The organism is Paraburkholderia domus (assembly GCF_905220705.1).
GTDB classification, from domain to species: Bacteria; Pseudomonadota; Gammaproteobacteria; order Burkholderiales; family Burkholderiaceae; genus Paraburkholderia; species Paraburkholderia domus.
The window spans coordinates 137,091-163,878 of sequence record NZ_CAJNAT010000007.1 but is presented as its reverse complement, the minus strand read 5'-3'; the positions used below and the strand labels follow the sequence as shown (position 1 = coordinate 163,878).

The 26,788-nt window shown below is 62.1% G+C and carries 27 protein-coding genes and 1 other RNA gene; 14 read left to right on the top strand and 14 right to left on the bottom strand.

From position 1 onward, the window contains the following. Window positions 1-243: 243 nt before the first annotated feature. The 4 genes from KHO31_RS15550 (at window position 244) to KHO31_RS15535 (ending at window position 3,359) form a co-directional block, all read left to right on the top strand. A complete protein-coding gene (locus KHO31_RS15550) occupies window positions 244-1,137 on the top strand; it encodes a glutamate/aspartate ABC transporter substrate-binding protein (RefSeq protein ID WP_201076587.1) in 894 nt (297 codons plus the stop codon). A gap of 82 nt (window positions 1,138-1,219) precedes the next feature. Further along, complete coding sequence (locus KHO31_RS15545; protein ID WP_201076585.1) at window positions 1,220-1,960, top strand: amino acid ABC transporter permease; 741 nt, start codon at window positions 1,220-1,222, stop codon at window positions 1,958-1,960. Continuing rightward, entirely contained in the window at window positions 1,960-2,637 is a 678-nt protein-coding gene (gltK, locus tag KHO31_RS15540) for a glutamate/aspartate ABC transporter permease GltK (RefSeq protein ID WP_201076583.1), read from the top strand. The genes KHO31_RS15545 and gltK overlap by 1 nt, the downstream gene beginning before the upstream one ends. Beyond that, a complete protein-coding gene (locus KHO31_RS15535; protein WP_074282222.1) occupies window positions 2,634-3,359 on the top strand; it encodes an amino acid ABC transporter ATP-binding protein in 726 nt (241 codons plus the stop codon). The genes gltK and KHO31_RS15535 overlap by 4 nt, the downstream gene beginning before the upstream one ends. A 190-nt stretch (window positions 3,360-3,549) precedes the next feature. On the opposite strand, the gene KHO31_RS15530 is transcribed toward KHO31_RS15535, so the two are convergent. Next, the gene (locus KHO31_RS15530) at window positions 3,550-4,476 is read right to left on the bottom strand and encodes a class II glutamine amidotransferase (RefSeq protein ID WP_201076581.1); all 927 of its coding nucleotides are present in this window, start codon (window positions 4,474-4,476) and stop codon (window positions 3,550-3,552) included. A gap of 189 nt (window positions 4,477-4,665) precedes the next feature. Between KHO31_RS15530 and pyrC the strand changes: the two genes are divergently transcribed. From pyrC to rnpB, 3 genes are all read left to right on the top strand, one after another. Next, entirely contained in the window at window positions 4,666-5,736 is a 1,071-nt protein-coding gene (pyrC, locus tag KHO31_RS15525; protein ID WP_201076576.1) for a dihydroorotase, read from the top strand. Between the two features lie 11 nt (window positions 5,737-5,747). After that, the gene (locus KHO31_RS15520; RefSeq protein ID WP_201076575.1) at window positions 5,748-6,581 is read left to right on the top strand and encodes a DUF3025 domain-containing protein; all 834 of its coding nucleotides are present in this window, start codon (window positions 5,748-5,750) and stop codon (window positions 6,579-6,581) included. A 105-nt stretch (window positions 6,582-6,686) separates the two neighbouring features. Then, window positions 6,687-7,100: RNase P RNA component class A (rnpB, locus tag KHO31_RS15515), an RNA gene on the top strand. Between the two features lie 86 nt (window positions 7,101-7,186). On the opposite strand, the gene KHO31_RS15510 is transcribed toward rnpB, so the two are convergent. Next, a complete protein-coding gene (locus KHO31_RS15510; protein WP_073429099.1) occupies window positions 7,187-7,609 on the bottom strand; it encodes an OsmC family protein in 423 nt (140 codons plus the stop codon). Between the two features lie 682 nt (window positions 7,610-8,291). Here KHO31_RS15510 and rplM point away from each other — a divergent pair. The 3 genes from rplM to erpA all read left to right on the top strand — a co-directional run bounded on the left by rplM (window position 8,292) and on the right by erpA (window position 9,758). After that, window positions 8,292-8,720 (top strand): 50S ribosomal protein L13, encoded by a 429-nt coding sequence (gene rplM / locus KHO31_RS15505; protein ID WP_007180422.1) that lies wholly within the window; start codon window positions 8,292-8,294, stop codon window positions 8,718-8,720. 11 nt (window positions 8,721-8,731) lie between these two features. Beyond that, on the top strand, window positions 8,732-9,124 hold the full coding sequence (gene rpsI, locus KHO31_RS15500) for a 30S ribosomal protein S9 (protein ID WP_007180423.1): 393 nt from the start codon (window positions 8,732-8,734) through the stop codon (window positions 9,122-9,124). A 268-nt stretch (window positions 9,125-9,392) separates the two neighbouring features. Continuing rightward, on the top strand, window positions 9,393-9,758 hold the full coding sequence (gene erpA, locus KHO31_RS15495; RefSeq protein ID WP_007180424.1) for an iron-sulfur cluster insertion protein ErpA: 366 nt from the start codon (window positions 9,393-9,395) through the stop codon (window positions 9,756-9,758). 87 nt (window positions 9,759-9,845) lie between these two features. Here erpA and KHO31_RS15490 read toward each other — a convergent pair whose 3' ends face one another. Then, complete coding sequence (locus KHO31_RS15490) at window positions 9,846-10,976, bottom strand: anhydro-N-acetylmuramic acid kinase (RefSeq protein ID WP_201076574.1); 1,131 nt, start codon at window positions 10,974-10,976, stop codon at window positions 9,846-9,848. 206 nt (window positions 10,977-11,182) lie between these two features. Here KHO31_RS15490 and tyrS point away from each other — a divergent pair, with 206 nt between their 5' ends. The 3 genes from tyrS (at window position 11,183) to KHO31_RS15475 (ending at window position 13,731) form a co-directional block, all read left to right on the top strand. Then, window positions 11,183-12,427 (top strand): tyrosine--tRNA ligase, encoded by a 1,245-nt coding sequence (tyrS, locus tag KHO31_RS15485; RefSeq protein ID WP_201076573.1) that lies wholly within the window; start codon window positions 11,183-11,185, stop codon window positions 12,425-12,427. Window positions 12,428-12,480: 53 nt separating this feature from the next. Further along, window positions 12,481-12,939 carry a D-aminoacyl-tRNA deacylase gene (dtd, locus tag KHO31_RS15480; protein WP_201076572.1) on the top strand — a complete coding sequence of 153 codons (459 nt, stop codon included), beginning with the start codon at window positions 12,481-12,483 and terminating at the stop codon, window positions 12,937-12,939. Between the two features lie 111 nt (window positions 12,940-13,050). Next, window positions 13,051-13,731, top strand: a complete 681-nt coding sequence (locus KHO31_RS15475; RefSeq protein WP_201076571.1) for a histidine phosphatase family protein — start codon at window positions 13,051-13,053, stop codon at window positions 13,729-13,731. 33 nt (window positions 13,732-13,764) lie between these two features. Here KHO31_RS15475 and ruvB read toward each other — a convergent pair whose 3' ends face one another. The 8 genes from ruvB to KHO31_RS15435 all read right to left on the bottom strand — a co-directional run bounded on the left by ruvB (window position 13,765) and on the right by KHO31_RS15435 (window position 22,225). Beyond that, window positions 13,765-14,829 carry a Holliday junction branch migration DNA helicase RuvB gene (gene ruvB / locus KHO31_RS15470; RefSeq protein WP_201076569.1) on the bottom strand — a complete coding sequence of 355 codons (1,065 nt, stop codon included), beginning with the start codon at window positions 14,827-14,829 and terminating at the stop codon, window positions 13,765-13,767. Window positions 14,830-14,976: 147 nt separating this feature from the next. After that, window positions 14,977-15,558, bottom strand: a complete 582-nt coding sequence (gene ruvA / locus KHO31_RS15465) for a Holliday junction branch migration protein RuvA (protein ID WP_201076567.1) — start codon at window positions 15,556-15,558, stop codon at window positions 14,977-14,979. A gap of 79 nt (window positions 15,559-15,637) precedes the next feature. After that, window positions 15,638-16,180 carry a crossover junction endodeoxyribonuclease RuvC gene (gene ruvC, locus KHO31_RS15460; RefSeq protein WP_063497310.1) on the bottom strand — a complete coding sequence of 181 codons (543 nt, stop codon included), beginning with the start codon at window positions 16,178-16,180 and terminating at the stop codon, window positions 15,638-15,640. Between the two features lie 200 nt (window positions 16,181-16,380). Then, window positions 16,381-17,946, bottom strand: a complete 1,566-nt coding sequence (gene purH, locus KHO31_RS15455; RefSeq protein ID WP_201076565.1) for a bifunctional phosphoribosylaminoimidazolecarboxamide formyltransferase/IMP cyclohydrolase — start codon at window positions 17,944-17,946, stop codon at window positions 16,381-16,383. A gap of 46 nt (window positions 17,947-17,992) precedes the next feature. Then, the gene (locus KHO31_RS15450; protein ID WP_007180440.1) at window positions 17,993-18,226 is read right to left on the bottom strand and encodes a Fis family transcriptional regulator; all 234 of its coding nucleotides are present in this window, start codon (window positions 18,224-18,226) and stop codon (window positions 17,993-17,995) included. After that, complete coding sequence (gene dusB, locus KHO31_RS15445; RefSeq protein WP_201084751.1) at window positions 18,223-19,290, bottom strand: tRNA dihydrouridine synthase DusB; 1,068 nt, start codon at window positions 19,288-19,290, stop codon at window positions 18,223-18,225. Before dusB ends, KHO31_RS15450 begins: the two co-directional genes overlap by 4 nt. A gap of 250 nt (window positions 19,291-19,540) precedes the next feature. After that, window positions 19,541-20,776, bottom strand: a complete 1,236-nt coding sequence (locus tag KHO31_RS15440) for a UbiH/UbiF/VisC/COQ6 family ubiquinone biosynthesis hydroxylase (protein ID WP_201076561.1) — start codon at window positions 20,774-20,776, stop codon at window positions 19,541-19,543. Window positions 20,777-20,818: 42 nt separating this feature from the next. Then, on the bottom strand, window positions 20,819-22,225 hold the full coding sequence (locus KHO31_RS15435; protein ID WP_201084750.1) for an aminopeptidase P N-terminal domain-containing protein: 1,407 nt from the start codon (window positions 22,223-22,225) through the stop codon (window positions 20,819-20,821). Window positions 22,226-22,459: 234 nt separating this feature from the next. On the opposite strand from KHO31_RS15435, the gene KHO31_RS15430 reads away from it, so the two are divergent. Further along, window positions 22,460-23,074 (top strand): glutathione S-transferase C-terminal domain-containing protein, encoded by a 615-nt coding sequence (locus KHO31_RS15430; protein WP_201076557.1) that lies wholly within the window; start codon window positions 22,460-22,462, stop codon window positions 23,072-23,074. 149 nt (window positions 23,075-23,223) lie between these two features. On the opposite strand, the gene lnt is transcribed toward KHO31_RS15430, so the two are convergent. The 3 genes from lnt to KHO31_RS15415 form a co-directional block, all read right to left on the bottom strand. Beyond that, on the bottom strand, window positions 23,224-24,933 hold the full coding sequence (gene lnt / locus KHO31_RS15425) for an apolipoprotein N-acyltransferase (protein ID WP_201076555.1): 1,710 nt from the start codon (window positions 24,931-24,933) through the stop codon (window positions 23,224-23,226). A gap of 49 nt (window positions 24,934-24,982) precedes the next feature. Then, window positions 24,983-25,876, bottom strand: coding sequence for an HlyC/CorC family transporter (locus KHO31_RS15420; RefSeq protein ID WP_074282241.1), 894 nt, complete (start codon window positions 25,874-25,876; stop codon window positions 24,983-24,985). 216 nt (window positions 25,877-26,092) lie between these two features. Further along, window positions 26,093-26,773 (bottom strand): gamma-glutamylcyclotransferase, encoded by a 681-nt coding sequence (locus KHO31_RS15415; protein WP_201076553.1) that lies wholly within the window; start codon window positions 26,771-26,773, stop codon window positions 26,093-26,095. Window positions 26,774-26,788 lie beyond the last annotated feature (15 nt).

Below are 26,788 nucleotides of genomic sequence, written 5' to 3'. Positions count from 1 at the left end.
CGCGTGCATCACCCGGCGGGCGGCATCGTATCGATGCCGCCCGCCTTTGCGTGTCCGCCAGATCTGGATTGCCGGGTCAGGGCGCTGTCATCCCATAGCGGCGCACGCCCTGGCGGAAGTCCCAATCTCCGAAGGAAGTCTCCATGGGGGATTCGGGGGCACGCAACAAACATGGTTTATAGCAATACTTTCAGAATAATTACTTTGCTAAACTGGCGCCGGTTCTTGCTAAGGAGATCACACATGAAGATTAAAAAAGCTGCGCTGCTGCTCGCGACTCTCGGACTGTTTACGGTTGGCGCGCATGCGCAAGACGCTGGTACGCTGAAAAAGATCAAGGACACGGGCGTCATTTCGCTGGGCCACCGCGAATCGTCGATCCCGTTTTCGTATTACGACGACAAGCAGAATGTCATCGGCTACTCGCAGGAATTCGCGCTGAAGGTGGTGGAGGCGGTTAAGCAGAAGCTGAACATGCCTAATCTGAAGGTCAAGCTGACGCCGGTCACGTCGCAAAACCGTATTCCGCTGGTGCAAAACGGCACCGTCGACATGGAATGCGGCTCGACCACGAATAACGCCGAGCGCCAGCAACAAGCTGCCTTCTCGAACACGATCTTCGTGATCGGCACGCGCCTGATGACCAAGAAAGACTCCGGCATCAAGGACTTCGCGGACCTGAAGGGCAAGACCGTCGTCACGACCGCCGGCACCACCTCCGAGCGCCTGCTTCGCAAGATGAACCAGGACAAGAGCATGGGCATGAACATCATCAGCGCGAAGGACCATGGCGAGTCGTTCCTGACGCTCTCCACCGGCCGCGCCGCTGCGTTCATGATGGACGACGCGCTGCTGGCAGGCGAACGCGCCAAGTCGAACAACCCGGGCGACTTCGTGATTGTCGGCGCGCCGCAATCGCATGAAGCGTACGGCTGCATGATTCGCAAGAACGATCCGGAATTCAAGAAGGTTGTCGACGACGCGATCGCGAAGGTCGAAACCTCGGGCGAAGCCGATCAGATCTACAAGAAGTGGTTCGAATCGCCGATTCCGCCGAAGGGCCTGAACCTGAACTTCCCGGAAAGCGATGACATGAAGGCGCTCTACAAGAGCCCGAATGACAAGGCAATCGATTAAACCTTAGCTGTTTTTTTGAAACGCTGAACGAAACGGAAGGGGCCGCGCGCTTCTTCCGTTTCTTTTTGCTGGAGTCTTGGTCATGTCATATCACTGGAACTGGGGCATTCTGCTGAGTCCGGTCTCCACCGGCGAGCCGACCACCTATCTGGGCTGGCTGATGTCCGGCTTCTGGGTGACGATTACCGTGTCGCTGTCGGCATGGGTGATCGCGCTGATCGTCGGTTCGTTGTTCGGTGTGCTGCGCACGGTGCCGAACAAATGGGCGTCGGGTATCGGCACGCTCTATGTCGCGATCTTCCGCAACATCCCATTGATCGTGCAGTTCTTCATCTGGTATCTGGTGATACCGGAGTTGCTGCCCGTGTCGATGGGGAACTGGTACAAGCAACTACCGCCGAGCGCGCAGTTTTTCTCGTCGTCGATCATCTGTCTCGGGCTCTTCACTGCCGCGCGCGTGTGCGAGCAGGTGCGGTCGGGCATCAACGCGTTGCCGCGCGGCCAGCGCGCCGCGGGCCTGGCAATGGGTTTCACGCAATGGCAGACGTATCGCTATGTACTGCTGCCCGTTGCGTACCGGATTATCGTGCCGCCGCTCACGTCCGAGTTTCTGAACATCTTCAAGAACTCGGCGGTCGCGTCGACCATCGGTCTGCTGGATCTGTCGGCTCAGGCGCGCCAACTGGTCGACTACACGTCGCAGACGTATGAGTCGTTCATCGCGGTTACGCTGGCGTATGTGCTGATCAATCTGATCGTGATGCAACTGATGCGCTGGGTCGAACACAAGACCCGGTTGCCCGGCTATATCGGAGGTAAGTGATGCATCATTTCGACTGGAGCGGTATTCCGGGCGCACTGCCTACGCTATGGACCGGCGCTATCGTCACCATCAAGATCACGCTGATCGCGATCGTGATCGGCATCGTCTGGGGCACCATTCTCGCGATCATGCGGCTCTCGCCATTCAAGCCGTTCGAATGGTTCGCGAAGGCTTATGTCACGATCTTCCGTTCGATCCCGCTGGTGATGGTGCTGCTGTGGTTCTTCCTGATCGTGCCGCAGGTGCTGCAAAACGTGCTGGGCCTGTCGCCGGATATCGACATTCGGCTGGCTTCGGCGATGGTCGCTTTCTCGCTCTTCGAGGCAGCGTACTATTCGGAGATCATCCGCGCCGGCATTCAGGCCGTGCCGCGCGGGCAGGTCAATGCCGCGTTTGCGCTCGGCATGAGCTACCCGCAAGCGATGCGCCTCATCGTGCTGCCGCAGGCGTTCCGCGCAATGGTGCCGCTGCTGCTTACGCAAGGTATCGTGCTGTTTCAGGATACGTCGCTCGTCTACGTGATCAGCCTCGCCGACTTCTTCCGCACCGCCACGAATATTGGCGACCGTGACGGTACGAATGTCGAAATGGTACTGTTCGCGGGCGCGTGTTATTTCGTGATCTGCGTGATCGCGTCGAGCCTCGTCAAAGGTCTTCAGAAAAAGGTCGCAAGATGATCTCTATCAAGAATGTTTCGAAGTGGTACGGCCAGTTTCAAGTGCTGACCGACTGCACGACGGAAGTCAAAAAAGGTGAAGTGGTGGTGGTGTGCGGGCCGTCGGGCTCGGGCAAGTCCACGCTGATCAAAACCGTCAACGGCCTCGAGCCGTTCCAGAAGGGCGAGATCGTTATCAACGGCCAATCGCTGACCGACAAGAAAACCAATCTGTCGAAGCTGCGTGCAAAGGTCGGCATGGTGTTCCAGCACTTCGAGCTGTTCCCGCATCTGTCGATCGTGCAGAACCTGACGCTCGCTCAGATCAAGGTGCTCGGCCGCTCGAAGGACGAAGCCACGACCAAGGGCTACAAGCTGCTCGATCGCGTCGGTCTGCGTGCGCATGCGGACAAGTTTCCGGGGCAATTGTCGGGCGGTCAGCAGCAGCGTGTGGCGATTGCGCGCGCGCTGTCGATGGACCCGATCGCGATGCTGTTCGACGAACCCACTTCCGCGCTCGATCCGGAAATGATCAACGAAGTGCTCGACGTGATGGTCGAACTCGCACAGGAAGGCATGACGATGATGTGCGTCACGCACGAAATGGGCTTTGCCAAGAAGGTCGCGCATCGCGTGATCTTCATGGACAAGGGCTTGATCGTGGAAGACGATCGCAAGGAAGACTTCTTCGCGAATCCGAAGTCGGATCGCGCGAAGGATTTTCTGGCGAAGATCCTGCACTAAGGTTGTCGCAGGGCCGCGCTGGCTAGTTGGCGTGGCTCATGCAGAAAAAAAGCCGCTTCGGAAAGAAGCGGCTTTTTTGTTTCTGACGTTCTGGCTTGTGCGAAGGCGGGCGCGGGTCACGCGCTCCCCAATCAGCGAATGTAGGCGTGAGCCAAGCGTTCTGCGGGGTGGTGAACGCAGGTGAAGCAGATCAGGATTCGAAAGCGGCGGTGTCATCGGCCGCTTCGAGGTCGACCTCGGCCGCGACCACCGTCTCAACCGAGGCCGCAATCGTCGTCGCCGATGCCGATGCATCCAACGCCGGATTGCGCAACTTCTCCAGCACCGAAGGCGGTACCGGTACGTTGACCCGGCCGATGACGTCGCCATGCTGGAACATAATCAGATCGCCTGGCTGGAAGGCGGTCCATACCTCATTATCGGTGAGCGGCTTGGTCGCGATCACGGCGACGCGGTCTTCCGGCGTCGTGTATTTGGCGAAATCGATCGACACGTCTGCATCGACCAGATGCGCAGTCGAGAACGGCCAACGCCGCACGATGAAGTGCAGATGCGTCGAGCAATGCGCGAACAGCGCCTGGCCGTTCGACATCAGGAAATTGAACACGCCAAATTGCGTGATCTCGCGCGTGAGGGTTTCGAGTGCCTCGAACAGTTCGCCGAGCGGCGGCTGCGTGCCGGGGAAAGCCTTACGCAACCCTTCCAGCAGCGCGCAGAAGGCGAGCTCGCTATCGGTCGTGCCAACAGGTTGATAGACGCCGTTTAGCACCGGCGAATAATCTTTCAGGTCGCCGTTGTGCGCGAAGATCCAGTGGCGCCCCCACAGTTCGCGCATGAACGGATGGCAGTTCTCAAGCAGGATGTGCCCTTGCGTCGCCTTGCGGATATGCGCGATCGTATTCTTCGATTTGATCGGGTAGCGCTTGACCATTTCGGCGATCGGCGAGGTGGCCGACGATTGATGGTCGATGAACAGGCGGCAGGCTTTGTCTTCGAAGAAGGCGATGCCCCAGCCGTCGGCATGGTGATCGGTGACGCCGCCGCGCGCCGCAAAGCCGGTGAACGAGAACGTGACGTCCGTCGGCGCGGCGCAGTTCATTCCGAGAAGTTGGCACATGTTGCGGGTAAGCCTGTGAACGGGGCGAGCCGTTACAATGATGATTTTCCAAGCATATCACCGAGCCAGAAGCGCCAAATAGCGAAATTGACGTATGTTTAGGCCTTAGCGTTGCGATTTGCTCTGATTTGCAACGCTTTGAGTATGTCGATTTGTTTTTTTGCCGCCGAATCTCGTTCCCCTCTCGCCATGACCGCTTCCAACGCCTCCCTCGCTTCCATCGACACCGTTACGCTCGCCCGCCCGGACGACTGGCACCTGCACGTTCGCGACGGCGAGATGCTCGCTGCCGTGCTGCCGGACACCGCGCGCCAGTTCGGCCGCGCGATCATCATGCCTAACCTGAAGCCGCCGGTCACCACGACCGCAATGGCGCAGGCGTACCGCGAACGCATCGTCGCCGCGATCCCGGCCGGCGCGAAGTTCGAACCGCTGATGACGCTGTACCTGACCGACAACACGCCGCCCGACGAAATTCGCCGCGCGCGCGAAAGCGGCTTCGTGCACGGCGTGAAGCTGTACCCGGCGGGTGCGACGACCAACTCGGACGCGGGTGTCACCGACATCATGAAGTGCGCCAAAACGCTCGACGTGATGCAGGAAACCGGGATGCCGCTGCTGGTGCACGGCGAAGTGACGGACTCGTCGATCGACCTGTTCGACCGCGAGAAAGTGTTCATCGACCGCGTGATGACGCCGCTGCGCCGCGAATTTCCGGCGCTGAAGGTGGTGTTCGAGCACATCACCACGAAAGACGCAGTCGACTACATCCGCGAAGCCGGCGTGGCGCCGGGGCTGCTGGGCGCGACGATTACCGCGCACCATCTGCTGTACAACCGCAACGCGCTCTTCCAGGGCGGCATTCGCCCGCATTACTACTGCCTGCCGGTGTTGAAGCGCGAGACGCATCGTGTGGCGCTGGTCGAGGCGGCGACCTCGGGCAATCCGCGCTTCTTCCTCGGCACGGATAGCGCACCGCATCCGAAGGGTTTGAAGGAGCACGCGTGCGGTTGCGCGGGTTGCTACACGGCGCTGCATGCGCTCGAACTTTATACGGAAGCGTTCGACAAAGCCGGCGCGCTGGACAAGCTCGAAGGTTTCGCCAGCTTCTTCGGTGCGGATTTCTACGGTCTGCCGCGCAGCGAAGAGAAGGTCACACTGCGTCGCGAAGAATGGACGCTGCCGGCTGAATTGCCGGTCGGCGACACGCCGGTTGTGCCGCTGCGTGGCGGCGAGTCGATTGGCTGGCGCCTCGTCTGAGGTTGCGTTAGATGCAGGTGCAAGAGGCGGCACGCGTGGGCTTCGGTTTCGCCGATATCGACTGGTCCAAGCCATGGTTCGCGCAGTTCGCGGCGCGCGGTGAGCGCTGGCAGCAGGGCGCGCTGACGAGCTACGCGGCCTTGCTCGCAGAAATGAATGCTGATGCCGGTGAGATGCGCCAGGTAACAGGGCGCGGCCAGCGCCTCGCATTCATTGCGCAGGACGATCTGCCGCCGGGCGCGGCTTACGAGGCGCACATCGCGTCGACAGGCTGCGTTCCGACGCGTCACAACCTGCATGACTTCTTCAACGGGTCGATGTGGTTTGCATTTCCGCGGATCAAGGCGGCGCTGAACGCGCGGCAGTCTGCGGCGATCGACGTGTTAGGCGTCGGTCCGACCCGCGGCGGCGTGCGCGATACGCTGACCTTGTTCGACGAAAATGCGTTGCTGTTCGCCTGTGCCGATCCGGCGTTGAGCGAGGCATTGCGCGAATTCGACTGGCAGACGCTGCTGGTGGCTCACCGTGAAGTCTGGGGCGCCCGCTGCGAAGTGCGCTGCTTCGGTCACGCGCTGCTGGAAAAGCTGATCGCGCCGTTCAAAGCCTGCACGGGCCACGCGTGGATCGTCGACGTGCCGTCCGAGTACTTCGGGTGGGGCACCGCCGAGCGCGACGCATGGCTCGACGAGTCCGTCAGCACAGCATTACGGAGCACAGACGCATTGACGAGCCGCATGTTTGCGCCGCTGCCCGTGCTGGGGATTCCGGGTTGGTGCGCCGAGAACGAATCGCCGGCTTTTTACGACGACACGTCCGTATTTCGCGCGGGGCGGCGTTCGCGCTAAAGGCCGACGGGGCAGGTGTCCTGGTTCAAGCGGCTTGAGCGTCGCCTCGCGTAGGCTCGGGTCGAAGCCGCACGTATCCACCACAGTGTTAAAATGCGCCCCAGCAAAGCAGGCCAGGCAGTCGCGGCCTCTGCGGTTTCGGCCAAAGAGGGCGAGGAAAGTCCGGACTCCATAGGGCAGGGTGATGGCTAACGGCCATCCGTGGTGACACGCGGAACAGGGCAACAGAAAGCAAACCGCCGATGGCCCGGCGCAAGCCGGGATCAGGTAAGGGTGAAACGGTGCGGTAAGAGCGCACCGCGGCTGCTGCAAGGCAGACCGGCACGGTAACCTCCACCCGGAGCAATTCCAAGTAGGCAGGCTAGCATCTTCGAGATGCAGGACGGGGCCCCCGTCACGTCTGCGGGTAGGAAGCTTGAGCGCGTCAGTAATGGCGCGCCTAGAGGAATGACTGCTACGCGTGTCGCGTCTTCGGACGTGGTGCGTGCACAGAATCCGGCTTATCGGCCTGCTTTGCCACCCAACAAAAAATGCCGGCGTCCACAAGGACGCCGGCATTTTTACTTTGACCCGCGCTTTTGGCTACCTGCGCCGACGCGCCGTGCTCAACCCGCGACGATATCGAACGAGTGCGTGAGCTCGGCGGTCTTCGCGATCATGATCGAGGCCGAGCAGTATTTGTCGTGCGACAGATTGATCGCGCGTTCCACCGTAGCCGGGTTCAGATTCTTACCCGTCACGGTGAAGTGGAAGTGAACCTTGGTGAACACTTTCGGATCTTCGCTGGCGCGTTCGGCCTTTAGCGTCACCGAGCAGCCGGCGATTTCCTGGCGGCTTTTCTTCAGGATCATCACGACGTCGTACGCCGTGCAACCGCCCGTGCCGAGCAGAACCATTTCCATCGGACGCGGCGCCAGATTGCGGCCGCCGCCTTCCGGCGCGCCGTCCATCGTGACCAGATGGCCGCTGCCCGTCTCGGCTGCGAATGCCATCCCGTCTTGTCCCATCCAGCTAACTTTGCATTCCATGCTGTGCTCCACCGCGCTGCGCTGATATCGAGACGGCATTGTAGCCCGGTGTTCGCGTGTCCGCCCGAAGGGACTTTGGCCGGAACTTATGCACAATGACCGCTTGCGTGTTGCGGTGCGGCATGTTTCGCCAATTCGGGAATGCCCTGGCGAATTTAGGGGTTTTACTCTAGTTGATGTCTGCTTAGGCATCTGCTTAAAAAAGCATTTGCGATTGATTTAAAAGGGAATTCATCGCTTTTTGCTCGGCGAGCGGCAATCTCACATTATGAGATTGAATTTCGCAATGCAAATGTTCTTGCGTCGCACAAGGTCGCCTCATATAATCAGTCCCATCGGTTGCAGCAGTTCTGCAACCTCCGCTGTCTCCTCCACCTCCTCCTTTGGTGGATTAAACCCGAACCGCTAGTTCGGGTTTTTTTTCGTCCGGGCATTCCTGTCACCGATGCCGGTCGGCGACCCACGAGGAAGGTCAAATGCCGCTGTCCGGCCGTCGCCGCGTACAAATTCTCGCCCCAAACGCCACAAGTTTTGACTCCGCGTAGCAAATTCCTTTATAATTCAGGGCTTTTCCGCATCCGCGCCCGCGGAGGAAGAACCAGGGAGAGCCTGCACGCGCCTCGATGCGCACACTACAAGCAGGAAAAAATACATTGGGCGCAGCAATTTTTTTGGATCGATCATGAAGACGTTTTCCGCAAAAGCCCATGAGGTTACGCGCGAATGGTACGTGATTGACGCGACGGATAAGGTTCTCGGGCGTGTCGCCAGCGAAGTGGCACACCGTCTTCGCGGCAAGCACAAGCCTGAATTCACTCCGCACGTCGACACCGGTGATTTCATCATCGTTATCAACGCCGGCAAGCTGCGTGTCACGGGCAACAAGGCTACTGACAAGAAGTACTACCGTCACTCGGGTTACCCGGGCGGTATCTATGAAACGACGTTCGGCAAGATGCAAGAACGCTTCCCGGGCCGTGCGCTCGAGAAAGCGGTCAAGGGCATGCTGCCGAAGGGCCCGCTCGGCTACGCGATGATCAAGAAGCTGAAGGTCTACGCTGAAGCAACGCATCCGCATTCGGCACAACAGCCGAAAGCGCTCGAGATCTAAGGGGAGCCCACATGATCGGTAACTGGAATTACGGCACGGGCCGCCGCAAGAGCGCCGTCGCACGCGTCTTCATCAAGGCTGGCAAGGGCGAGATCATTGTAAACGGCAAGCCTATCGCCGATTACTTCTCGCGCGAAACGTCGCTGATGATCGTGCGTCAGCCGCTGGAACTCACGAACCACGGCGTTACGTTCGACATCAAAGTCAACGTGAACGGTGGCGGTGAAACGGGTCAAGCCGGTGCGGTTCGCCACGGCATCACCCGCGCGCTGATGGACTACGACGCAACGCTGAAGCCGGAACTGTCGAAGGCTGGCTTCGTGACGCGTGATGCTCGTGAAGTCGAACGTAAGAAGGTCGGCTTCCACAAGGCACGTCGCCGGAAGCAATTCTCGAAGCGTTAATCGCTTCGTGTGCGATCTGGCTTTCGGGCTGGAGCGCTGCAAAAGCCGCCAACGCTTTCGCGAAGGCGGCTTTTTTTATGGGTTCGCGGCCTGGCTTCGCGGTAGTGATTTTGTTGCCGGAGCGGCAATTTGGCCCGCTCAGGCAGGCTGGCGAGGGCATCAGCGCCGTCGATCGAATTTGTTGGAAGAACCCATTGATTTTGTGGGCTTCGGCACGATATCGAGATCAGCCCTACAATAGCGGTTAGAAGCTTTTTGGAGAGTTCGAATGAACGCAGTCACCGATACACCCGTGACCGAGATGCCCGCCCCCTTCGTTTTTACCGACGCAGCGGCTGACAAGGTCAAGCAACTGATCGAAGAAGAAGGCAATGCGGACCTCAAACTGCGCGTTTTCGTGCAGGGTGGCGGCTGCTCGGGCTTTCAGTACGGTTTTACGTTCGACGAAGCCGTCAACGAAGACGACACCGTCATGAACAAGAGCGGCGTCCAACTGCTGATCGATTCGATGAGCTACCAGTACCTGGTCGGCGCTGAGATCGATTACAAGGACGACATCAACGGCGCGCAGTTTGTCATCAAGAACCCGAATGCTACGACCACCTGTGGTTGCGGCTCGTCGTTCTCGGTTTGATGGCCGGCTGGTTAGGCGAGAAGTTGTAAAGGAAAACGGGGCTCAGGCCCCGTTTTTTATTGCCTGAGCTAAACACAGGTTCTTCGACTAGCGCGGGTAGATCGCCCCCAGCACACGCTCAGCAGCGGCGCCGGTGACTGCCGGCAAATTGCCCGGCAGCCGCGCCACGCAGCGCATCGCCAGCCACGCGAACGCCAACGGCTCAACCTGGCTCGGCGGCACGCCCAGTGCGTCGGTTGTCATCACGGGCACGCCGCTTACGCCGCTGTCCTCCAGCGCCTGTTGCAGCGCTTTCATAATTCCCGGATTGCGCGCACCGCCGCCACACACGTAGACCGCCTTGACGTCCGATGCATGCCGTTCGATTTCGCGAGCGACGGTTACCGCGGTCAGCGCGACTAGCGTGGCTTGTACATCGGCGGGGGGGAGGGTAGTGAACGGTTGGAGCTTTGCATCCAGCCATTGCGCGTTGAACAGGTCGCGGCCGGTGCTTTTCGGCGGTTGTTGCGAGAAAAAGGGCTCGTCGAGCAGCGCGTTCAGCAATGTGCGATCGACCTGTCCGCCCGCGGCGAAGTGGCCGTTTTCATCGAAAGGCTTGCCGAGGTGGCGCTGCGCCCATTCGTCGAGCAGCGCGTTCGCCGGCCCGCAGTCGAACCCGCGAACGCCGCCGGTAGCGTTCAGGACCGTGATATTGCTGATGCCGCCCAGATTGCAGACCACCCGCGTTTCGTCTTTCGCGCCGAACACCGTGGCGTGAAACGCCGGCACGAGCGGTGCGCCCTGGCCGCCGGCCGCAACGTCGCGGCTGCGGAAATCGGCGACCACGTCGATGTGCATCATCTCCGCGAGCAGCGCGGGGTTGTTGATCTGCCGCGTGTAACCCTTTTCCGGCCGATGCCGCACCGTCTGGCCGTGGACACCGATTGCACGAACTTCCGAGGCCGGCACGCGGCTGCAATTCAGCAACTCGTGGCAGCACACCGTGTAGCGTGTGGCAAGCGCATTGGCAGCCAGCGCTTCGCGTTCGATCTCGTTGTCGCCCGGCTGTTGAAGCGCGAACAGCGCCTCGCGCAAGCCTGCCGCGAAGCCGACAAACGCCTCGGCCAGCACCACCGGTGGCTTCCCTTTGGCAAATTTGACGGCAACACCGTCCACGCCGTCCATGCTCGTGCCGGACATCAATCCAAAGTAGACGCCGTCTGCGGGGTCTTGCGCCACGTTGCTGCTCCTCTCTAGGGTTCGTTGCGATCCGTTTTAGCAGATTATCGACCCAAGCGCGGCCGAATATAAAGCCTCACGACGCCAATGCGCGCTCCGGCAAGCCGAAATCATGTACAGGCGGAGCGCTTGAGGCCGAGTCAGTGGGTGCGGCGGCGCGCATCTATGGGACAATCTCTTCTTTTTCGCGACTTCACGTTTCCAGCATGAGCACCGAGTCCACCAAGCCCAGCCCCGCCTTCCCGATCACCGACGAAGTCCGTCACGCGCTCGCCGTCACCAAACGCGGCGTCGACGAACTGCTGATCGAAGAAGAATTCGCACAGAAGCTCGCGAAGAGCGCGGCTACGGCCAAGCCCCTGCGCATCAAGCTCGGCCTCGATCCGACCGCGCCTGACATCCACATCGGCCACACGGTCGTGCTGAACAAGATGCGCCAGTTGCAGGACCTCGGTCACACGGTGATTTTCCTGATCGGCGATTTCACGTCGCTGATCGGCGATCCGTCGGGCCGTAATGCCACGCGCCCGCCGCTCACGCGCGAGCAGATCGAATCGAACGCGAAAACGTACTTCGAGCAGGCCGCGCTCGTGCTCGACCGCGATAAGACCGAAATCCGCTACAACAGCGAATGGTCGATGCCGCTCGGCGCCGACGGCATGATCAAGCTCGCATCGCGCTATACGGTGGCGCGGATTCTCGAGCGCGAAGATTTCACCAAGCGCTTCCAGGGCGGCGTGCCGATCTCGATCCACGAATTCCTGTATCCGCTGATGCAAGGCTACGACTCCGTCGCGCTGAATGCCGACCTCGAGCTCGGCGGCACGGACCAGAAGTTCAACCTGCTGGTGGGCCGTGAACTGCAGAAGCAGTACGGTCAGGAACAGCAGTGCATCTTGACCATGCCGCTGCTTGAAGGTCTGGACGGCGTCGAGAAGATGTCGAAGTCGAAGAACAACTACATCGGCATCAGCGAAAAGCCGACGGACATGTTCGGCAAGCTGATGAGCATTTCCGACGTGCTGATGTGGCGTTACTTCGAATTGCTGTCGTTCCGTCCGATGGATGAGATCGCCGGCTTTAAGAAAGAGATCGAAGCGGGCCGCAATCCGCGCGATTTCAAGGTGATGCTCGGTCAGGAAATCGTCGCGCGCTTCCATTCGCAAGCCGATGCCGAGCGCGCGCTCGAAGACTTCAATCATCGCGCGAAGGGCGGCGTGCCGGACGATATTCCAGCCGTGACGCTCACGGGCGCACCGCTCGCAATCGGCCAGTTGCTCAAGCAGGCCAACCTCGTACCGTCGACTAGCGAAGCGCTGCGCAACATCGAACAAGGCGGCGTGAAGATCGATGGCACGACTGTGTCCGACAAGGGCCTGAAGGTCGAGGCCGGTGAGTACGTCGTGCAGGTCGGCAAGCGTCGTTTTGCACGCGTCACGCTGACGGCTTGACGGCTCGGCGATAACGCGATGATGACTCGAACTTTGCATTCGGAGTCGAGCCGGTGATCGCGCTGATCCAGCGCGTGCGGCGCGCGGAAGTGCGTGTGGGTGAGCGCGTAACCGGCGCGATCGAGGCGGGTCTGCTCGCGCTCGTATGTGCCGAACGTGGTGATACGGAAGGCGCCGCTGACCGGCTGCTCGCCAAGGTACTCGGCTACCGTGTCTTCAGCGATGCGGCCGGCAAGATGAATCTCTCGGTGCAGAATCTCGACGGCGCCGGGCGCGCAGGTGGCTTGCTGCTCGTTTCGCAGTTCACGTTGGCAGCCGACACCAACAGCGGCTTGCGCCCGAGCTTTACGCCTGCCGCACCGCCCGATGAGGGCAAGCGGCTATTCGATTACTTCGTCTCGGCAGCCCGCGCAAAGCACCCGATCGTCGAGACAGGTGAGTTCGGCGCCGATATGCAGGTATCGCTCGTCAATGACGGGCCGGTCACGTTCTGGTTGCAGACGAACGCTTGAGAATCAACTGCCGCCGTCTGGTGCATCCGGCGGCGCGCATCCACTCCTCCAACTGGTTTTTGCGACAATAGCGGCTCGGCATAACCGGCTACTGGCGCCCAAGCTCATCCCATGACCACGCAGATTCTGTTTATCCGCCACGGTGAGACCGACTGGAATCGCATCAAGCGCATTCAAGGTCACATCGACATTCCGCTCGCAACGACCGGCCTTGCGCAGGCGCAACGCCTTGCACGCCGCATCGCGGGTGAGGTGAAAGAGGGCGTGCGGCTCGACGCGATCTATTCAAGCGATCTGCAGCGTGCACGGCAAACCGCGCAACCGATCGCAGACGCGCTCGGCCTGCCGTTGCAGCTGCGCGAAGGTTTGCGCGAGCGTTCATACGGCGCGTTCCAGGGGCATGACAGCGACGAGATCGCCGTCCGTTTCCCCGATGAATATGCGCACTGGCAAACCCGCGATCCAGGTTTCGCACCGCCTGAAGGCGAATCGCAGCGCACGCTTTACCATCGCGTGCTGCATGCGATCGAGCCGATCGTTGCCGCGCATCCGGGTGGGCGGATCGCCGTCGTCGCTCATGGCGGTGTGCTGGATTGCGTGCGGCGATTTGCGTGCAGCTTATCGCTCGATGCGCCGCGTGATTACGCGTTGCTGAACACGAGCGTTAACGTGGTGGATTACGCCGACGACGCGAGCAAAGCGGCGATCGTGTCGTGGGCAGACGTGTCGCATCTCGAGGCGCCGAGCGATGACGATAGCTTCAAGAAGAGGGTGCCGGAACCGGGGCGTTGAGCGGCGCGAGTTATTTCAACTCGCGCATCCGGTTCAGGTCGCGGCCGAATCCCACAGACCGGATATGGGGCTCGAAGCGTCCGGCGCGGCGAGACCGAAATGCCGGTACGTGAGCAACGTGGCGACGCGGCCGCGCGGCGTGCGTTGCAGGAAGCCTTGCTGAATCAGATACGGCTCGAGCACGTCTTCGATCGTGTCGCGCTCTTCGCCGATTGCCGCCGCCAGATTGTCGACGCCGACCGGGCCACCATCGAACTTGTGCAGGATCGCTTCGAGGAGCTTCCGGTCCATCAGGTCGAAGCCGACCGCGTCTACGTCGAGCATTTTGAGTGCCGCATCCGCCACTTGCGCGGTGATGTTGCCGTCCGCTTTCACCTCGGCGAAATCGCGCACGCGGCGCAGCAGCCGGTTCGCGATCCGCGGCGTGCCACGTGCGCGTTTGGCGATCTCGAACGCGCCATCCGGATGAATCTGTGCATGCAGCAACGACGCCGAACGCGTGACGATGCGGGCCAGTTCTTCAGCGTTATAAAACTCGAGCCGCGCGACGATACCGAAGCGATCGCGCAGCGGATTGGTCAGCATGCCCGCGCGGGTGGTTGCACCGACCAGCGTGAACGGTTGCAGATCCAGCTTCACGCTGCGCGCGGCCGGTCCTTCGCCGATCATGATGTCGATCTGATAGTCCTCTAACGCCGGATACAGAATTTCTTCGACGACCGGCGAGAGCCGGTGGATTTCGTCGATGAATAAAACGTCGTTGGCTTCGAGGTTGGTGAGCAGCGCGGCGAGGTCGCCGGCGCGTTCAAGCACCGGGCCGGACGTTTGCCGCAGATTGACGCCCATTTCCCGCGCGATGATGTGCGCGAGCGTGGTCTTGCCGAGACCCGGCGGCCCGAACAGCAGCACGTGGTCGAGCGATTCGGACCGGCGCTTGGCAGCCTCGATGAAGATTTCCAGCTGACCGCGCACTTTTTCCTGCCCGACATATTCTTCGAGCTGGCGCGGGCGCAACGCCCGCTCGAACGCTTCTTCGTTCGGCGAGACGGGCGTGGCCGCGATGATGCGCTCGGCGGCGAGTTTGTCGGTTTCGATCATCCGTTCATTGTACCGTGTGCCGCTCGTTGCGAAACTCGGCCGAACAGCCAGGATGTGCGACGCCAAAAGGGGCTTCCTTCGGGGCGCGCGCCGCCGTGTGCGAAGCTTTGCTTATCGCACGCGGCGCCCCTGCAATGACCCGAGCCTTCAACCCTTGGACAACGCCTTCAACGCGAGCTTGATGCCCTCGGATACGCCCGTGCCGGCAGGTACATTCTTGACGGCCGCCAACGCTTCTTTTTCGGAGTAACCCAAGGCGATCAACGCGTTCAGGATATCGGAGGCGTGATCGGATGCCGATGCCGCGCCAGCCATCGCGCCCAGATCGGCACCGATTTTGCCCTTCAGTTCGAGGAGCAGCCGTTCCGCTGTTTTCTTGCCGATGCCAGGCACGCGGGTCAGGCGCGCGGCGTCCTGCATCGTGACGGTCTGCGCCAGTTCATGCACGCTCATGCCGGAGAGCACGGCGAGTGCCATGCGCGCGCCGATGCCGGTGATCTTCAGCAGTTCGCGGAAGGTCGAGCGTTCCTCGGCGGTACCGAAGCCATAGAGCAGATGTGCATCTTCGCGCACGATCATTTGCGTGAGCAGCACGACGCGTTCGCCGGTCGACGGCAGGTTGTAGAACGTGCTCATTGGCACATCGACTTCGTAACCGACGCCGTTGCAGTCGACGAGCAGATGCGGCGGATTTTTTTCCAGCAGTACGCCGGCAATGCGACCGATCATGGCGGATTCAATCTTAAGAGAAAGGGCGAGTGTAGCGCAGCGAGTGCGCGGCGGGCGCTGGCAAGCAGCAACTGAGCGCCTACCCCACCAACCGTCCGCGCCGCACCCGCAAACCCTTCTTCGCCAGCGAAGGTGCAATCCCGCCCAGCGTACTAAGCGTCGTGCCGCCGTGCGCGTGGCAAATCGCCATGCCGAGGGCGTCGGCGGCGTCGGTGCCGGGCACGCCGGAGAGGTTCAGCAGCCGCACCACCATCTGCTGCATTTGTTCCTTGGTCGCGCGGCCATAGCCGACGACGGCTTGCTTCAACTGCAGCGCCGTATATTCGGCGACCGGTACGCCGCCCGCCACCAGGCCACAGATCGCTGCGCCACGCGCCTGTCCGAGTAGCAGAGTGGATTGCGGGTTGACGTTGACGAACACCTTTTCGATCGCCGACTGATCCGGCGAATGCTGACGGATCAAAGTCGAAATACCTTCGAAAATAGTGCCGAGACGCGACGGCAGATCGGCGTCGGCGGTCTTGATCACGCCGCTTGCGACGTAGCTGAGCGTGTGTCCGGTTTGATCGATTACGCCAAAACCGGTTACGCGCAAGCCGGGGTCGATGCCGAGAATTCTCATGAGGTGCCGCATAGGCGGTGAAAACTAAGTGCTTGCGATACTACAACGAACGCGCCGTGCGGCGGTCGGCGTTCCGCGCAAAAAATCCACCGCCAAAACAAAACGGCCCAGCGGAAAATCCACCGAGCCGTTTCGCTCAAATTAGCCCAGCGACCGTCGCACCACCGGCCAGCACGCGTCGCTCGCCAAGCCTGCCCACATCAATGCCGGAAGTGACGCACCCCAGTCAACACCATCGCGATGTTGTGCTCGTCCGCCGCACTGACCACTTCGTCATCGCGCATCGAGCCACCCGGTTGAATCACGCAGGTCGCGCCTGCTGCGACCACGACGTCCAGACCGTCACGGAACGGGAAGAACGCATCCGACGCCACGGCCGAACCGGTCAGCGTCAAACCGGCGTTCTGCGCCTTGATGCTCGCAATACGCGCCGAGTCCACGCGGCTCATCTGGCCCGCGCCGACGCCGAGCGTCATGCCGTTGCCGCAGAACACGATCGCGTTCGACTTCACGTACTTCGCGACGCGCCACGCGAACAGCAGGTCGTCCATTTCCTTCGGCGTAGGGTGACGCTTCGTGACTACGCGCAATTCGCGCGGCTGCACGTTCTTCGAATCGAGCGATTGCACGAGCAGGCCGCCGCCGACACGCTTCAGATCGAATGCGTTGTGGCCTTCACCCAAAGCGATTTCCAACAGACGCACGTTCTGCTTGGCCGCGAACACCTGGCGAGCCGCCGCGCTGAACGACGGGGCGATCAGCACTTCGACGAACTGCTTGGCCACCGCTTGCGCCGCCGCTTCGTCGACTTCGCGGTTGAACGCGATGATGCCGCCGAACGCCGAGGTCGGATCCGTCTGGAACGCCTTCGCATAGGCTTCGTTCGCATCCGCGCCGACTGCCACGCCGCACGGATTCGCGTGCTTGACGATCACGCAGGCCGGCACGTCGAACGTCTTCACGCATTCCCACGCTGCGTCGGAATCGGCGATGTTGTTGTACGACAGTTCCTTGCCTTGCAACTGACTGTAGTTCGCGAGCGCACCCGGTTGAACCGTGAGGCCGCGGTAAAACGCCGCGCTCTGATGCGGGTTCTCGCCGTAGCGCAGGTCCTGCACCTTGTTGAACGCCAGGTTGAGCGTAGCCGGGTAAGCATTGCGCGACGAGTGTTGCAGTTCGTCGGTCAGGCTCGTCAGGTAGTTCGTGATCGCACCGTCGTACTGGGCGGTGTGCGCGAACACCTTGGTAGCGAGGCGGAAGTTCGTCTTGTACGAAACCGCGTTGCTGTTTGCACGCATTTCGTCGAGCACAACCGCGTAGTCTGCCGGATCGACCACCACCGTCACGTCGCGATGATTCTTCGCGGCCGAGCGCAGCATGGTCGGGCCGCCGATGTCGATGTTCTCGATCGCGTCTTCCAGCGAGCACTCTTCCTTCGACACGGTCTGCACGAACGGATACAGGTTCACGACCAGCAGGTCGATCGTCGGGATGTCGTGCTTTTCAAGCGCTGCCATGTGTTCCGGCAGGTCGCGGCGCGCCAGAATGCCGCCGTGTACCTTCGGATGCAGCGTTTTCACGCGCCCGTCCAGCATTTCCGGGAAGCCCGTGTAGTCGGCGACTTCGGTGACGGAGAGGCCCGCGTCCGCGAGCAGTTTCGCGGTGCCGCCGGTCGACAGGATCTTGACGCCGAGGTCCGACAGCGACTTGGCGAAGTCGACGATGCCGGACTTGTCGGAAACGGAGATGAGCGCTTGCTTGATCATGATGAAGACGAAAAGCCGAAGGGAAACGTGGCAGGGCGCCGAAAAACTACAACAAACCGTGCTGTTGCAGCTTCTTGCGCAGCGTATTGCGGTTGATGCCGAGATACTCGGCGGCCAGCGACTGATTGCCGCCAGCCTGCTCGAGCACCACTTCGAGCAAGGGTTTTTCCACGCATGAAATAACCATGTCGTAGACGTCATGCGGATTCGAGCCGTCGAGATCCTGGAAATACATCCCCAGGCTGTCGCGGACAGATTGTTCGATATTGTTCTTGCTCATGCTGCTAGTCGGTCGGTATGGTCCGGCTCGCCGTCGTTCCTGGTGAGCGTCTCGTCGACATAGACGAGGCGGTCGGAGATCGCCTTTTGGGCGTCGAAGAATTCGTTGACGGCGAGGAGTTGTTCGCGCGTGGTGTCCAGCGTATTCATGCGGTGCCGGAACACGTTGGCGCCAGAAAGGCCGCGAGTGTACCAGCCGATATGCTTACGCGCTGTGCGCACGCCTGTAAATTCGCCGTAGAACTCGTAGTGATCTTCGAGATGCTCGTTCATCACCTGCTGGATTTCGTCGATGCGCGGCGGCGGCAGCAACTCACCCGTTTGCAGGAAATGCTCGATTTCGCGGAACAGCCACGGACGCCCCTGCGCGGCGCGGCCGATCATGATGGCGTCGGCGCCGGTGGCGGCGAGCACCTCGCGGGCTTTTTGCGGCGACGTAATGTCGCCATTGGCGACCACCGGAATGCGCACCGCCGCTTTGACGGCGGCAATGGTCTCGTATTCGGCGTCGCCGTGATACAGGTCGGCGCGCGTACGGCCGTGCACGGTCAGCATGGCAATGCCGGCGGCTTCAGCCAGATGCGCGACGGAGAGCGCGTTCTTGTTGTCGCGATCCCAGCCGGTGCGGATCTTCAGCGTGACGGGCACGGCGTCAGGGCCAATGCCCACCGCGCCCACCACCGCCTCGACGATGCGTTGCACCAGCGGTTCGTTCTGCAACAAGGCAGAGCCCGCGGCCACGTTGCACACCTTCTTGGCCGGGCAGCCCATGTTGATGTCGATGATCTGCGCGCCGTTCGCCACGTTGTAGCGCGCGGCTTCGGCCATCATGGCCGGATCGGCGCCGGCGATCTGCACGGCAATCGGCTCGACCTCGCCCGTGTGGTTGGCACGGCGCATGGTCTTTTCGCTTTTCCACAACTGCGCGTTCGAGGCGACCATTTCCGACACCGCATAGCCTGCGCCCAGCCGTTTGCACAACTGCCGGAACGGCCGGTCGGTTACGCCGGCCATGGGGGCGACGAACAGGTTATTACGCAGATTGTGGGAGCCGAGAGTAGGCATGACTTGGACGCGCCTGCGGCCGATCGTGTCAGTTTCTTTTCGGATTCTGTCAATCGGAGCATTCGCGAAATGCGAGGGAAAACCGCTATTTTAGCGTTAACAGATAGCCGACACCCGACTTGCGTCTGTCGTAACTCATTAAATCTTCTATGAAAGTGGTCCGGTTCATAGAACCGGCACCGCTCGCGCGGCTTCACGTGCGGTGCCTAAAAAGGCTGCAACGGCTGCGGGGCGCGCGCGGGCGGCGCGCTCAGCGGCGCTGACCGAACATCATTTGCCGCGCCAGCGCGGTTTTTACCGGCGGCACGAATTCGAGTGCGGTGAGGGCGAGGCCGCGCAAGGCGGCGAGCGGCGGGAAGTCGACGGTGAAAAGGCGTGCGAGCGTGTCGGTGGCGCCGATCGTCAGGCGCCGGTCGAGCGCGCGGCGTTGCGCGAACGTCGCCAGCGCGAGCGGGGTGGGGCCCTCTTCGGACAAGGCATCGGCGAGTGCGTGCGCGTCGCGCAGACCGAGATTCAGACCCTGCCCAGCCACCGGATGCAGCGTTTGCGCCGCGTTGCCGATTGCAACGATATGGCCCTTCACTAGCGTATCGACCGCATTCAGCCCCAGCGGGAACGACGCACGTCCCTTTATTTGCGTAAAGCGGCCCATGCGGTTGCCGAATGCGGCGCCTAGTTCGCGCAGGAATTCGTCGTCCGGGAGTTGCGCGCGTCGTGCGGCTTCGTCGGGTGCGCAGCACCAGACCAGCGCGTAATTCGCACCACGCACGCCGCCCATCGGCAGCAGCGCGATCGGCCCTTGCGACGTGAAGCGCTCCCACGCCACATGCGGTTGTGGCGCCGACACGCTGACCGTGCCGACCAGCGCGGTCTGCCCGTAATCGCGCGTACCGCCGTTGGCGCTGCTATCAGCGCTCCTGGCGGTTTTCTGGTCGCCGAACAGGCCGCCTTCGGCATTCACCAGAATCCGCGTGCGCAGATGGCGTGTGACACCTGCGGTTTCGATTGGCAGCGTGACACCGTCGAGGTCCTGAGTCGGCGCCGCGGCGGAGGTGGAACGGAACCAGTGCACGGAGGTGGCGTGTACCGCCTCGGCGAGACCATGCACGATCGAGCCGTAACGCAGCACGTAGCCGAGCGCCGGCAAGCCGTGCTCGCTGTGGTCGATCAGCGTGCGGCCGAAGTGACCACGCTGCGACACGTGGATGCGCTGGATCGCGGTGGCGTCGGCGGGCCAGCGCAGCGGTTCGAGAATCATCCGGCTACCGTGCGACACGGCGATCGCGCGCGGATCGGCAATCGAATCTTCCGGCTCGCGCGCGTCGATCAGCGCGATCTTCAGCGCCTGCGTCGCGCTGCGGCGGGTCAGCCAGCCGGCAAGCGCCAGCCCGACCGGCCCTGCGCCGACGATCGTCACGTCGAAATCGAAGGAATGATCGGACGCGGCGGGTTTCAGAATCACCGTCGACTGGGAGACGTCGTTCATTGCGGGTTGCTTCATTGAGTGACTGCCTGGGTTACTTCTGGGTTACTTCCCAGCTTCCTGGGCCGCACGGGCTTCCTGCATCAGCGCTTCGATCTCGTCGGCCGCCACCGGGACGTCGCGTGTGATCAGCTCGCAGCCGGCCGGCGTGACGATTGCGTCGTCCTCGATGCGGATACCGATGTTCCAGTAGCGCTCGGGCACGCCTTCGGTCGGGCGAATGTACAAACCGGGCTCGACGGTCAGCGTCATCCCGGCCTGCAGCGTGCGCCACGGCAGTGCGCCCGCTTCGTCGCGTGGCGCGCCGCGTTCGCGGTAGTCGCCGACATCGTGCACGTCCATGCCGAGCCAGTGGCCGGTACGGTGCATGTAGAACGGCGCGTAGGCGCGCTCGGCGATCACGTCGTCGACCGAGGCAAGCTTTGCGCGGTCGAGGATGCCGGTGTCGAGCAACCCTTGCGATAGCACCCGCACGGCGGCCTGGTGCGGATCGTCGAAAGTAGCGCCGACGCGGGTGGCGTCGACAGCAGCCTGCTGCGCGGCCAGCACGATGTCGTACAGCTCGCGCTGCGCCGGCGTGAAGCGGCCGCTCGCCGGGAAGGTGCGGGTGATGTCGGATGCATAGCCGTCCAGCTCGCAGGCGGCGTCGATCAGGATCAGGTCGCCGTCCTTTGCAATCGCGTTTCCCGCCGGATAGTGCAGCACGCAGGCATTGGCGCCCGCGGCGACTATCGACGTGTAGGCGGGCGCCTGCGCGCCGAATTTGCGGAATGTGTAGAGCAGCTCGGCTTCGAGTTCGTACTCGCGCACGCCGGGGTGGCATGCCGCCATCGCGCGGCGATGCGCCTGCGCGGAAATCTGTCCGGCGCGGCGCATGATGGCGAGTTCGTGGTGGTCTTTGACGAGCCGCATGTCGTCGAGCAACGGGATCAGGTCACGCGCGACGGTGGGGGCGGCGACGCCGCCGCGGCCTTGTGCACGCACGGCGTCGAGCCAGCCGCGTACCTGTTCATCCAGTTGCGCCGACGTGCCGAGCGCGTAATGCAGCGACGGCTTGTCGGCGAGAAGGCCCGGCAGATGCATGTCGACTTCGCTCACGGCGAAGGCGGCGTCGAAGCCGAACGCCTCGCGCGCGCCGTCCGGCCCGAAACGGAAGCCTTCCCACGTCTCGCGCTCGACATTCTTCTCGCGGCAGAACAGGATCGAAGCCGGCTCGCCAGCCGCGGCGCTTGCATCGAGCACCAGCAACGCCTCCGGTTCCGTAAAGCCCGTCAGATAGTAGAAGTAGCTATCGTGCCGGTAGGGGTAGTCGGCATCCCGGTTGCGAAGCTTTTCCGGCGCGGTGGGGACAATGGCGACGCCCCCGCCCGCTGCGCGCAGCGCGGCGAGTACGCGCTCGCGGCGCGTGCGGTAGACGTCGATGGCGATGGTGGGTTCGGTCGGCTGGTTCATCTCGCGATTGTAGCGCCCAATGCGGAGACTTATTTTGCGGGGATACTGGCGGGGAGAATGTGGTTGCGCCAGCCGCGTTGGCCATTTGGCCGGGTAGACTGCGCGCGAGGATCGCGGCAATGTTGCAATCCATCCACAGCGAGCATCCATGCGGCTTGCGAAGCGGCTTCACCGTGTTCGGGAACGCCGCCGACCACTTATACTTTCGCCGAATTCAAGAAAAGGCAGATGGTAATGATGAAACTCATCGGTTCGCTCGGCAGCCCGTTCGTGCGCAAAGCACGGATCGTTCTGGCCGACAAGAAGATTGACTACGAACTCGTCCTCGAGAACGTTTGGGCGCCGGAGACCACGATTCACACCTTCAATCCGATCGGCAAGGTGCCGTGCCTCGTGATGGAAGACGGCGAAGCAGTGTTCGACTCGCGCGTGATCTGCGAATACGTGGATACGCTGTCGCCAGTCGGCAAGCTGATTCCGCCGTCTGGGCGCGAGCGCGTCGAAGTGCGCTGCTGGGAGGCGCTCGCCGACGGCATCCTTGACGCCGCGGTGCTGATTCGCCTCGAAGGTACCCAGCGCACGCCCGAACAGCGCGTGGAAGCGTGGGTCGCACGGCAGCAACGCAAGATCGACGAAGGCCTGATCGCGATGTCGCAGGGCTTGGGCAGCAAGCCGTGGTGCACGGGCAATCACTACACGCTCGCGGACATCGCCGTGGGTTGCGCGCTGGGCTACCTCGATTTCCGCATGCCTGAGTTGAACTGGCGCGAAGGGTATCCGAATCTGGACAAGCATTTCCAGAAGCTTTCGTTGCGTCAGTCGTTTATTGACACGGTGCCGGCGAACTGAGCACGGATCGGTAAAGCGGTACTTTTTGCAAAACGCGCGCTCGCGGTATTCCGGAGCGCGCGTTTTTACATGAGGCGGTATTGCCGCTGCGATTCAACCGGCGCGTGCGATAGCCGGCCTGACGGTTGCATCGGCAATCAGGCTGCGGCTTACTTCTTGCCGTTTTGCCGCCGTGTGATCCCCGGCCCGAACGCAAACCCGAACGCCAGCAGCAGCAACGAAACCGCCAGAACCGTGTTGTTGCCGCTCGTCACATAAGGCGTGCTGCCCGAGGTGCCTTGCACCGTTACATCGAGCGAGCCAATCGTGTACGGCGTCAGGCGTCCGATCACCTTGCCGTTGGCGTCGATCGCGGCGGTCATGCCGGTGTTGGTGGCGCGCAGCATCGGCCGGCCGGTTTCCAATGAACGCATGCGCGCGATCTGCAGGTGCTGGTCCAGTGCGATGGTGTCGCCGAACCAGGCAAGGTTGGTCGAGTTGACCAGCACGCCCGCCGGCGTATCGCTCTCGCGGATGTTCCGCGCGATCTCTTCACCGAAAATATCCTCGTAACAGATGTCGACGGACACCGGCTGGTTATGCACGATGAACGGCTTTTGCACGGGCGCGCCGCGCGCGAAATCGCCGAGCGGAATGCTCATCAGATTCACGAACCAGCGGAAACCCCAAGGCACGAATTCGCCGAAAGGCACGAGATGATGTTTATCGTAGCGATACACGTCGCGTGTACCCGGCGTGACGCCGAACAGGCTGTTCGTGTAGTCAACCACCTGACCTTCCGGCGTGATGGTGCCGCCGATCGCACCGAACAGGATCGCGGTGCCGGTCGTATCTGAGAAGCTGCGCACTGCCGACGCGAACTGCGGCGGCAATTGCTGTGCGAGCACCGGAATGGCGGTTTCCGGCGTGACGATCAGATCGGCAGGCTTCGACGTAATCATCTGCTGATACTGGTCGATCGCGGCACGCATACCGGCTTCTTCAAACTTCATTTCCTGTTTGACGTTGCCTTGCAGCAGGCGCACCGTCAGCGGCGCGTTGGCCGGCAGGGTCCATTGCGCGAGCGGCAGCAGCAGGCCAGCCGCGATCAGCGCAACCGCGATTCCGCCCGGCACGGCGATGCGCGCGATATTGCGTTTGGGCTCATTGCCAGCATTACCGCCGTCGGCGAGATTGAATGGCCCGCGCGAAGGCAGCACCGGCACCAGCGCTTGCACGATCAACGCCGCGACCAGCGCCAGCATCCAGCCGACGCCGTACACACCCGCCACCGGTGCAAACCCGGCGAACGGGCCGTCTACCTGCGCATAACCGCTCGCGAGCCACGGAAAGCCGGTGAACACGGTGCCGCGCAACCATTCGCCGATCGCCCACGCGCTGGCAAAGGCCAGCGCGCCGTGCCAGGTCGGCGAGAACGGTTTGTCGGTGTCTGACGCGCCGTTGCGTGCATGCCCTGCGCAGAACGACCAGATGCCCGCAGCCAGCGCTGGGTACACCGCCAGGTACAGCGAGAACAGGACGACTGCTGCGCCTGCGAGCGGCGCAGCCATGCCGCCGTAGAAGTGCATGCTGACGTACAGCCACCACACGCCGGTGACGAAGTTACCGAAGCCGAAAGCGCCACCCGTCAGCGCTGCGCTTTTCCAGCCGGTGGCACGCGTAAGCCATGCAAAGAAGACGGTGAAGATCACGAGTTCGAGCCAGCCGCCATGCGGCGTCGGCGCGAACGAGAGCGTATTGGCCGCACCGGCGGCCAAAGCGACGAGGTAATGCCAGCGAGGCAGTGCACGGCCGCGCGACTCTCGGGCAGCAGGGGCACTCACGCCGCGGCGCGAACGGGAAGTAATCGGGTCGGCCATTGTTGCGCGGTCGGCGTGAGGAGTTGAAGAAGCGAAGAAAAGAAGCGGATCAGGTCTGCACGTGCTGTGCTTCGCGCTCGCGCTGGCCGGCGAGCGGGTCGCGGCGCACCAGCAGCATGTGAATCTGGCGGGCGTCGCCGCGCAGAATCTCGAAGATCAGATCGTCGAGGCGGACTTTTTCGCCGCGATGCGGCACCCGTCCGAAGTGATGCGTGACAAGGCCGCCAATCGTATCGACTTCGTCGTCCGAGTAATGCGTGCCGAAGGCCTCGTTGAACTGCTCGATCTCGGTGAGCGCACGCACGCGGAAGCGGCCGTCCGGCGAGGCGATGATGTTGCCGCTTTCTTCGTCGAAATCGTATTCGTCTTCGATATCGCCGACGATCTGTTCCAGCACGTCCTCGATCGTGATCAGGCCCGCCACGCCGCCGTATTCGTCGACCACCACCGCAAGGTGATTGCGATTGACGCGGAAGTCGTGCAGCAGCACGTTCAGACGCTTCGACTCCGGAATGAAGACGGCGGGGCGCAGCATGCCGCGCACGTCGAATTCGTCTTCGGCGTAGTAGCGCAGCAGGTCCTTCGCGAGCAGCACGCCGATGATGTTGTCGCGATTGCCCTCGTAGACCGGATAGCGCGAGTGCGCCTTTTCCAGCACGTAGGGGATAAATTCGGCGGGATTGTCCGCGATGTTGATCGCGTCCATTTGTGCGCGCGGCACCATGATGTCGCGGGCGCTGAGTTCGGACACCTGGAATACACCCTCGATCATCGACAGCGAGTCGGCGTCGATCAGGTTGCGTTCGTGCGCGTCCTGCAGGATTTCGAGGAGTTCTGCGCGCGAGTCGGGCTCGGGCGAGATGAAGTCGGTCAAACGCTCGAGGAGTGAGCGTTTTTCTTGCGGTTTGTCGATTTGGCGTCGACTGGGATACGTGTCGTTCATGGTAGTGCGCCCGGCGAGACTGGGCGCGCTGTTGCAGAGCATTAAGGATACACCAGGCACATGGCAGGACCGTGTCCCGCCGGGCTGGGCGATGAGTGATGTGACGAAACCACCCGGCCGCGTTCGGTGGGCATAGGTCAATCCTAACTGATTACGGGAGGAAAAGCGTTTTCGAGCAAAAAAGTGCGGTTGCTTCGTGGTTGCCCTGCCGTTGCCCTATTCCTGCCCGGCCTCGCGGCTTTCTTCGCGGCAACGCTCGAGCAGCGCTTCGAGCGCGCGGTCGGGCATGCCGCTTTCGCGCAGCGCATGGACGGTGCGGCTGACGTATTCGAGCGTGGTGCCATAGCGGCCGCACGCGCAGCCGAACACGGTTTTGACAACCTCGTCGCGCAGCTTGCCGGTGTAGCTCGGCACGTCGCGGCGCATCACGAATGCGAGCGCGTCGACGCGGCGGCCGTCGGCGAGCACGCAGGGCAGCCACGCCGGGCGGTACGAACCCATCGCCATTTCACGGCGCCACAGCGCTTCCAGATGCGGCATCGCACCCTCGGCGGCGAGGCGGAACGCGATGCCGGAGCACGAACCGCCGCGATCAAGCGCGAGCACGAGGCCCGGCTGTTCGGGCGTGCCGCGATTGACGCGCGACCACAGATACAGACCGCGATGATAGCCGTGCACTTTCGAACGGGTCGCTTCGACGGTGGGCAGACCGGGATTCCAGATTAGCGAACCATAGCCGAACAGCCATAGATCGCTTTGACGATCCCAGTCGCGCAACGTGCATTCAAGCGATGCGCGCAACTCCTCGTCCGTCAGCAGCCGCGATTCGCCGAGCGCGGGCGGATAGTCCGGGCAGGGCGTGCTTCGAGTATCGGCTTCAGGGGAGGACGTGCTCACGGTGGCTTTAAACAG

Coding starts and splice junctions, on each gene's coding strand:
- gltK (WP_201076583.1), top strand. CDS start 1,960: ATGCATCATTTCGACTGGAGCGGTATTCCGGGCGCACTGCCTACGCTA.
- KHO31_RS15545 (WP_201076585.1), top strand. CDS start 1,220: ATGTCATATCACTGGAACTGGGGCATTCTGCTGAGTCCGGTCTCCACC.
- KHO31_RS15440 (WP_201076561.1), bottom strand. CDS start 20,776: ATGAACGACGTCTCCCAGTCGACGGTGATTCTGAAACCCGCCGCGTCC.
- purH (WP_201076565.1), bottom strand. CDS start 17,946: ATGATCAAGCAAGCGCTCATCTCCGTTTCCGACAAGTCCGGCATCGTC.
- lnt (WP_201076555.1), bottom strand. CDS start 24,933: ATGGCCGACCCGATTACTTCCCGTTCGCGCCGCGGCGTGAGTGCCCCT.
- rplM (WP_007180422.1), top strand. CDS start 8,292: ATGAAGACGTTTTCCGCAAAAGCCCATGAGGTTACGCGCGAATGGTAC.
- KHO31_RS15420 (WP_074282241.1), bottom strand. CDS start 25,876: ATGAACGACACGTATCCCAGTCGACGCCAAATCGACAAACCGCAAGAA.
- ruvA (WP_201076567.1), bottom strand. CDS start 15,558: ATGATCGGTCGCATTGCCGGCGTACTGCTGGAAAAAAATCCGCCGCAT.
- erpA (WP_007180424.1), top strand. CDS start 9,393: ATGAACGCAGTCACCGATACACCCGTGACCGAGATGCCCGCCCCCTTC.
- rpsI (WP_007180423.1), top strand. CDS start 8,732: ATGATCGGTAACTGGAATTACGGCACGGGCCGCCGCAAGAGCGCCGTC.
- KHO31_RS15510 (WP_073429099.1), bottom strand. CDS start 7,609: ATGGAATGCAAAGTTAGCTGGATGGGACAAGACGGGATGGCATTCGCA.
- KHO31_RS15550 (WP_201076587.1), top strand. CDS start 244: ATGAAGATTAAAAAAGCTGCGCTGCTGCTCGCGACTCTCGGACTGTTT.
- KHO31_RS15450 (WP_007180440.1), bottom strand. CDS start 18,226: ATGAGCAAGAACAATATCGAACAATCTGTCCGCGACAGCCTGGGGATG.
- dusB (WP_201084751.1), bottom strand. CDS start 19,290: ATGCCTACTCTCGGCTCCCACAATCTGCGTAATAACCTGTTCGTCGCC.
- ruvB (WP_201076569.1), bottom strand. CDS start 14,829: ATGATCGAAACCGACAAACTCGCCGCCGAGCGCATCATCGCGGCCACG.
- KHO31_RS15475 (WP_201076571.1), top strand. CDS start 13,051: ATGACCACGCAGATTCTGTTTATCCGCCACGGTGAGACCGACTGGAAT.
- ruvC (WP_063497310.1), bottom strand. CDS start 16,180: ATGAGAATTCTCGGCATCGACCCCGGCTTGCGCGTAACCGGTTTTGGC.
- pyrC (WP_201076576.1), top strand. CDS start 4,666: ATGACCGCTTCCAACGCCTCCCTCGCTTCCATCGACACCGTTACGCTC.
- KHO31_RS15520 (WP_201076575.1), top strand. CDS start 5,748: ATGCAGGTGCAAGAGGCGGCACGCGTGGGCTTCGGTTTCGCCGATATC.
- tyrS (WP_201076573.1), top strand. CDS start 11,183: ATGAGCACCGAGTCCACCAAGCCCAGCCCCGCCTTCCCGATCACCGAC.
- KHO31_RS15535 (WP_074282222.1), top strand. CDS start 2,634: ATGATCTCTATCAAGAATGTTTCGAAGTGGTACGGCCAGTTTCAAGTG.
- KHO31_RS15530 (WP_201076581.1), bottom strand. CDS start 4,476: ATGTGCCAACTTCTCGGAATGAACTGCGCCGCGCCGACGGACGTCACG.
- KHO31_RS15430 (WP_201076557.1), top strand. CDS start 22,460: ATGATGAAACTCATCGGTTCGCTCGGCAGCCCGTTCGTGCGCAAAGCA.
- KHO31_RS15435 (WP_201084750.1), bottom strand. CDS start 22,225: ATGAACCAGCCGACCGAACCCACCATCGCCATCGACGTCTACCGCACG.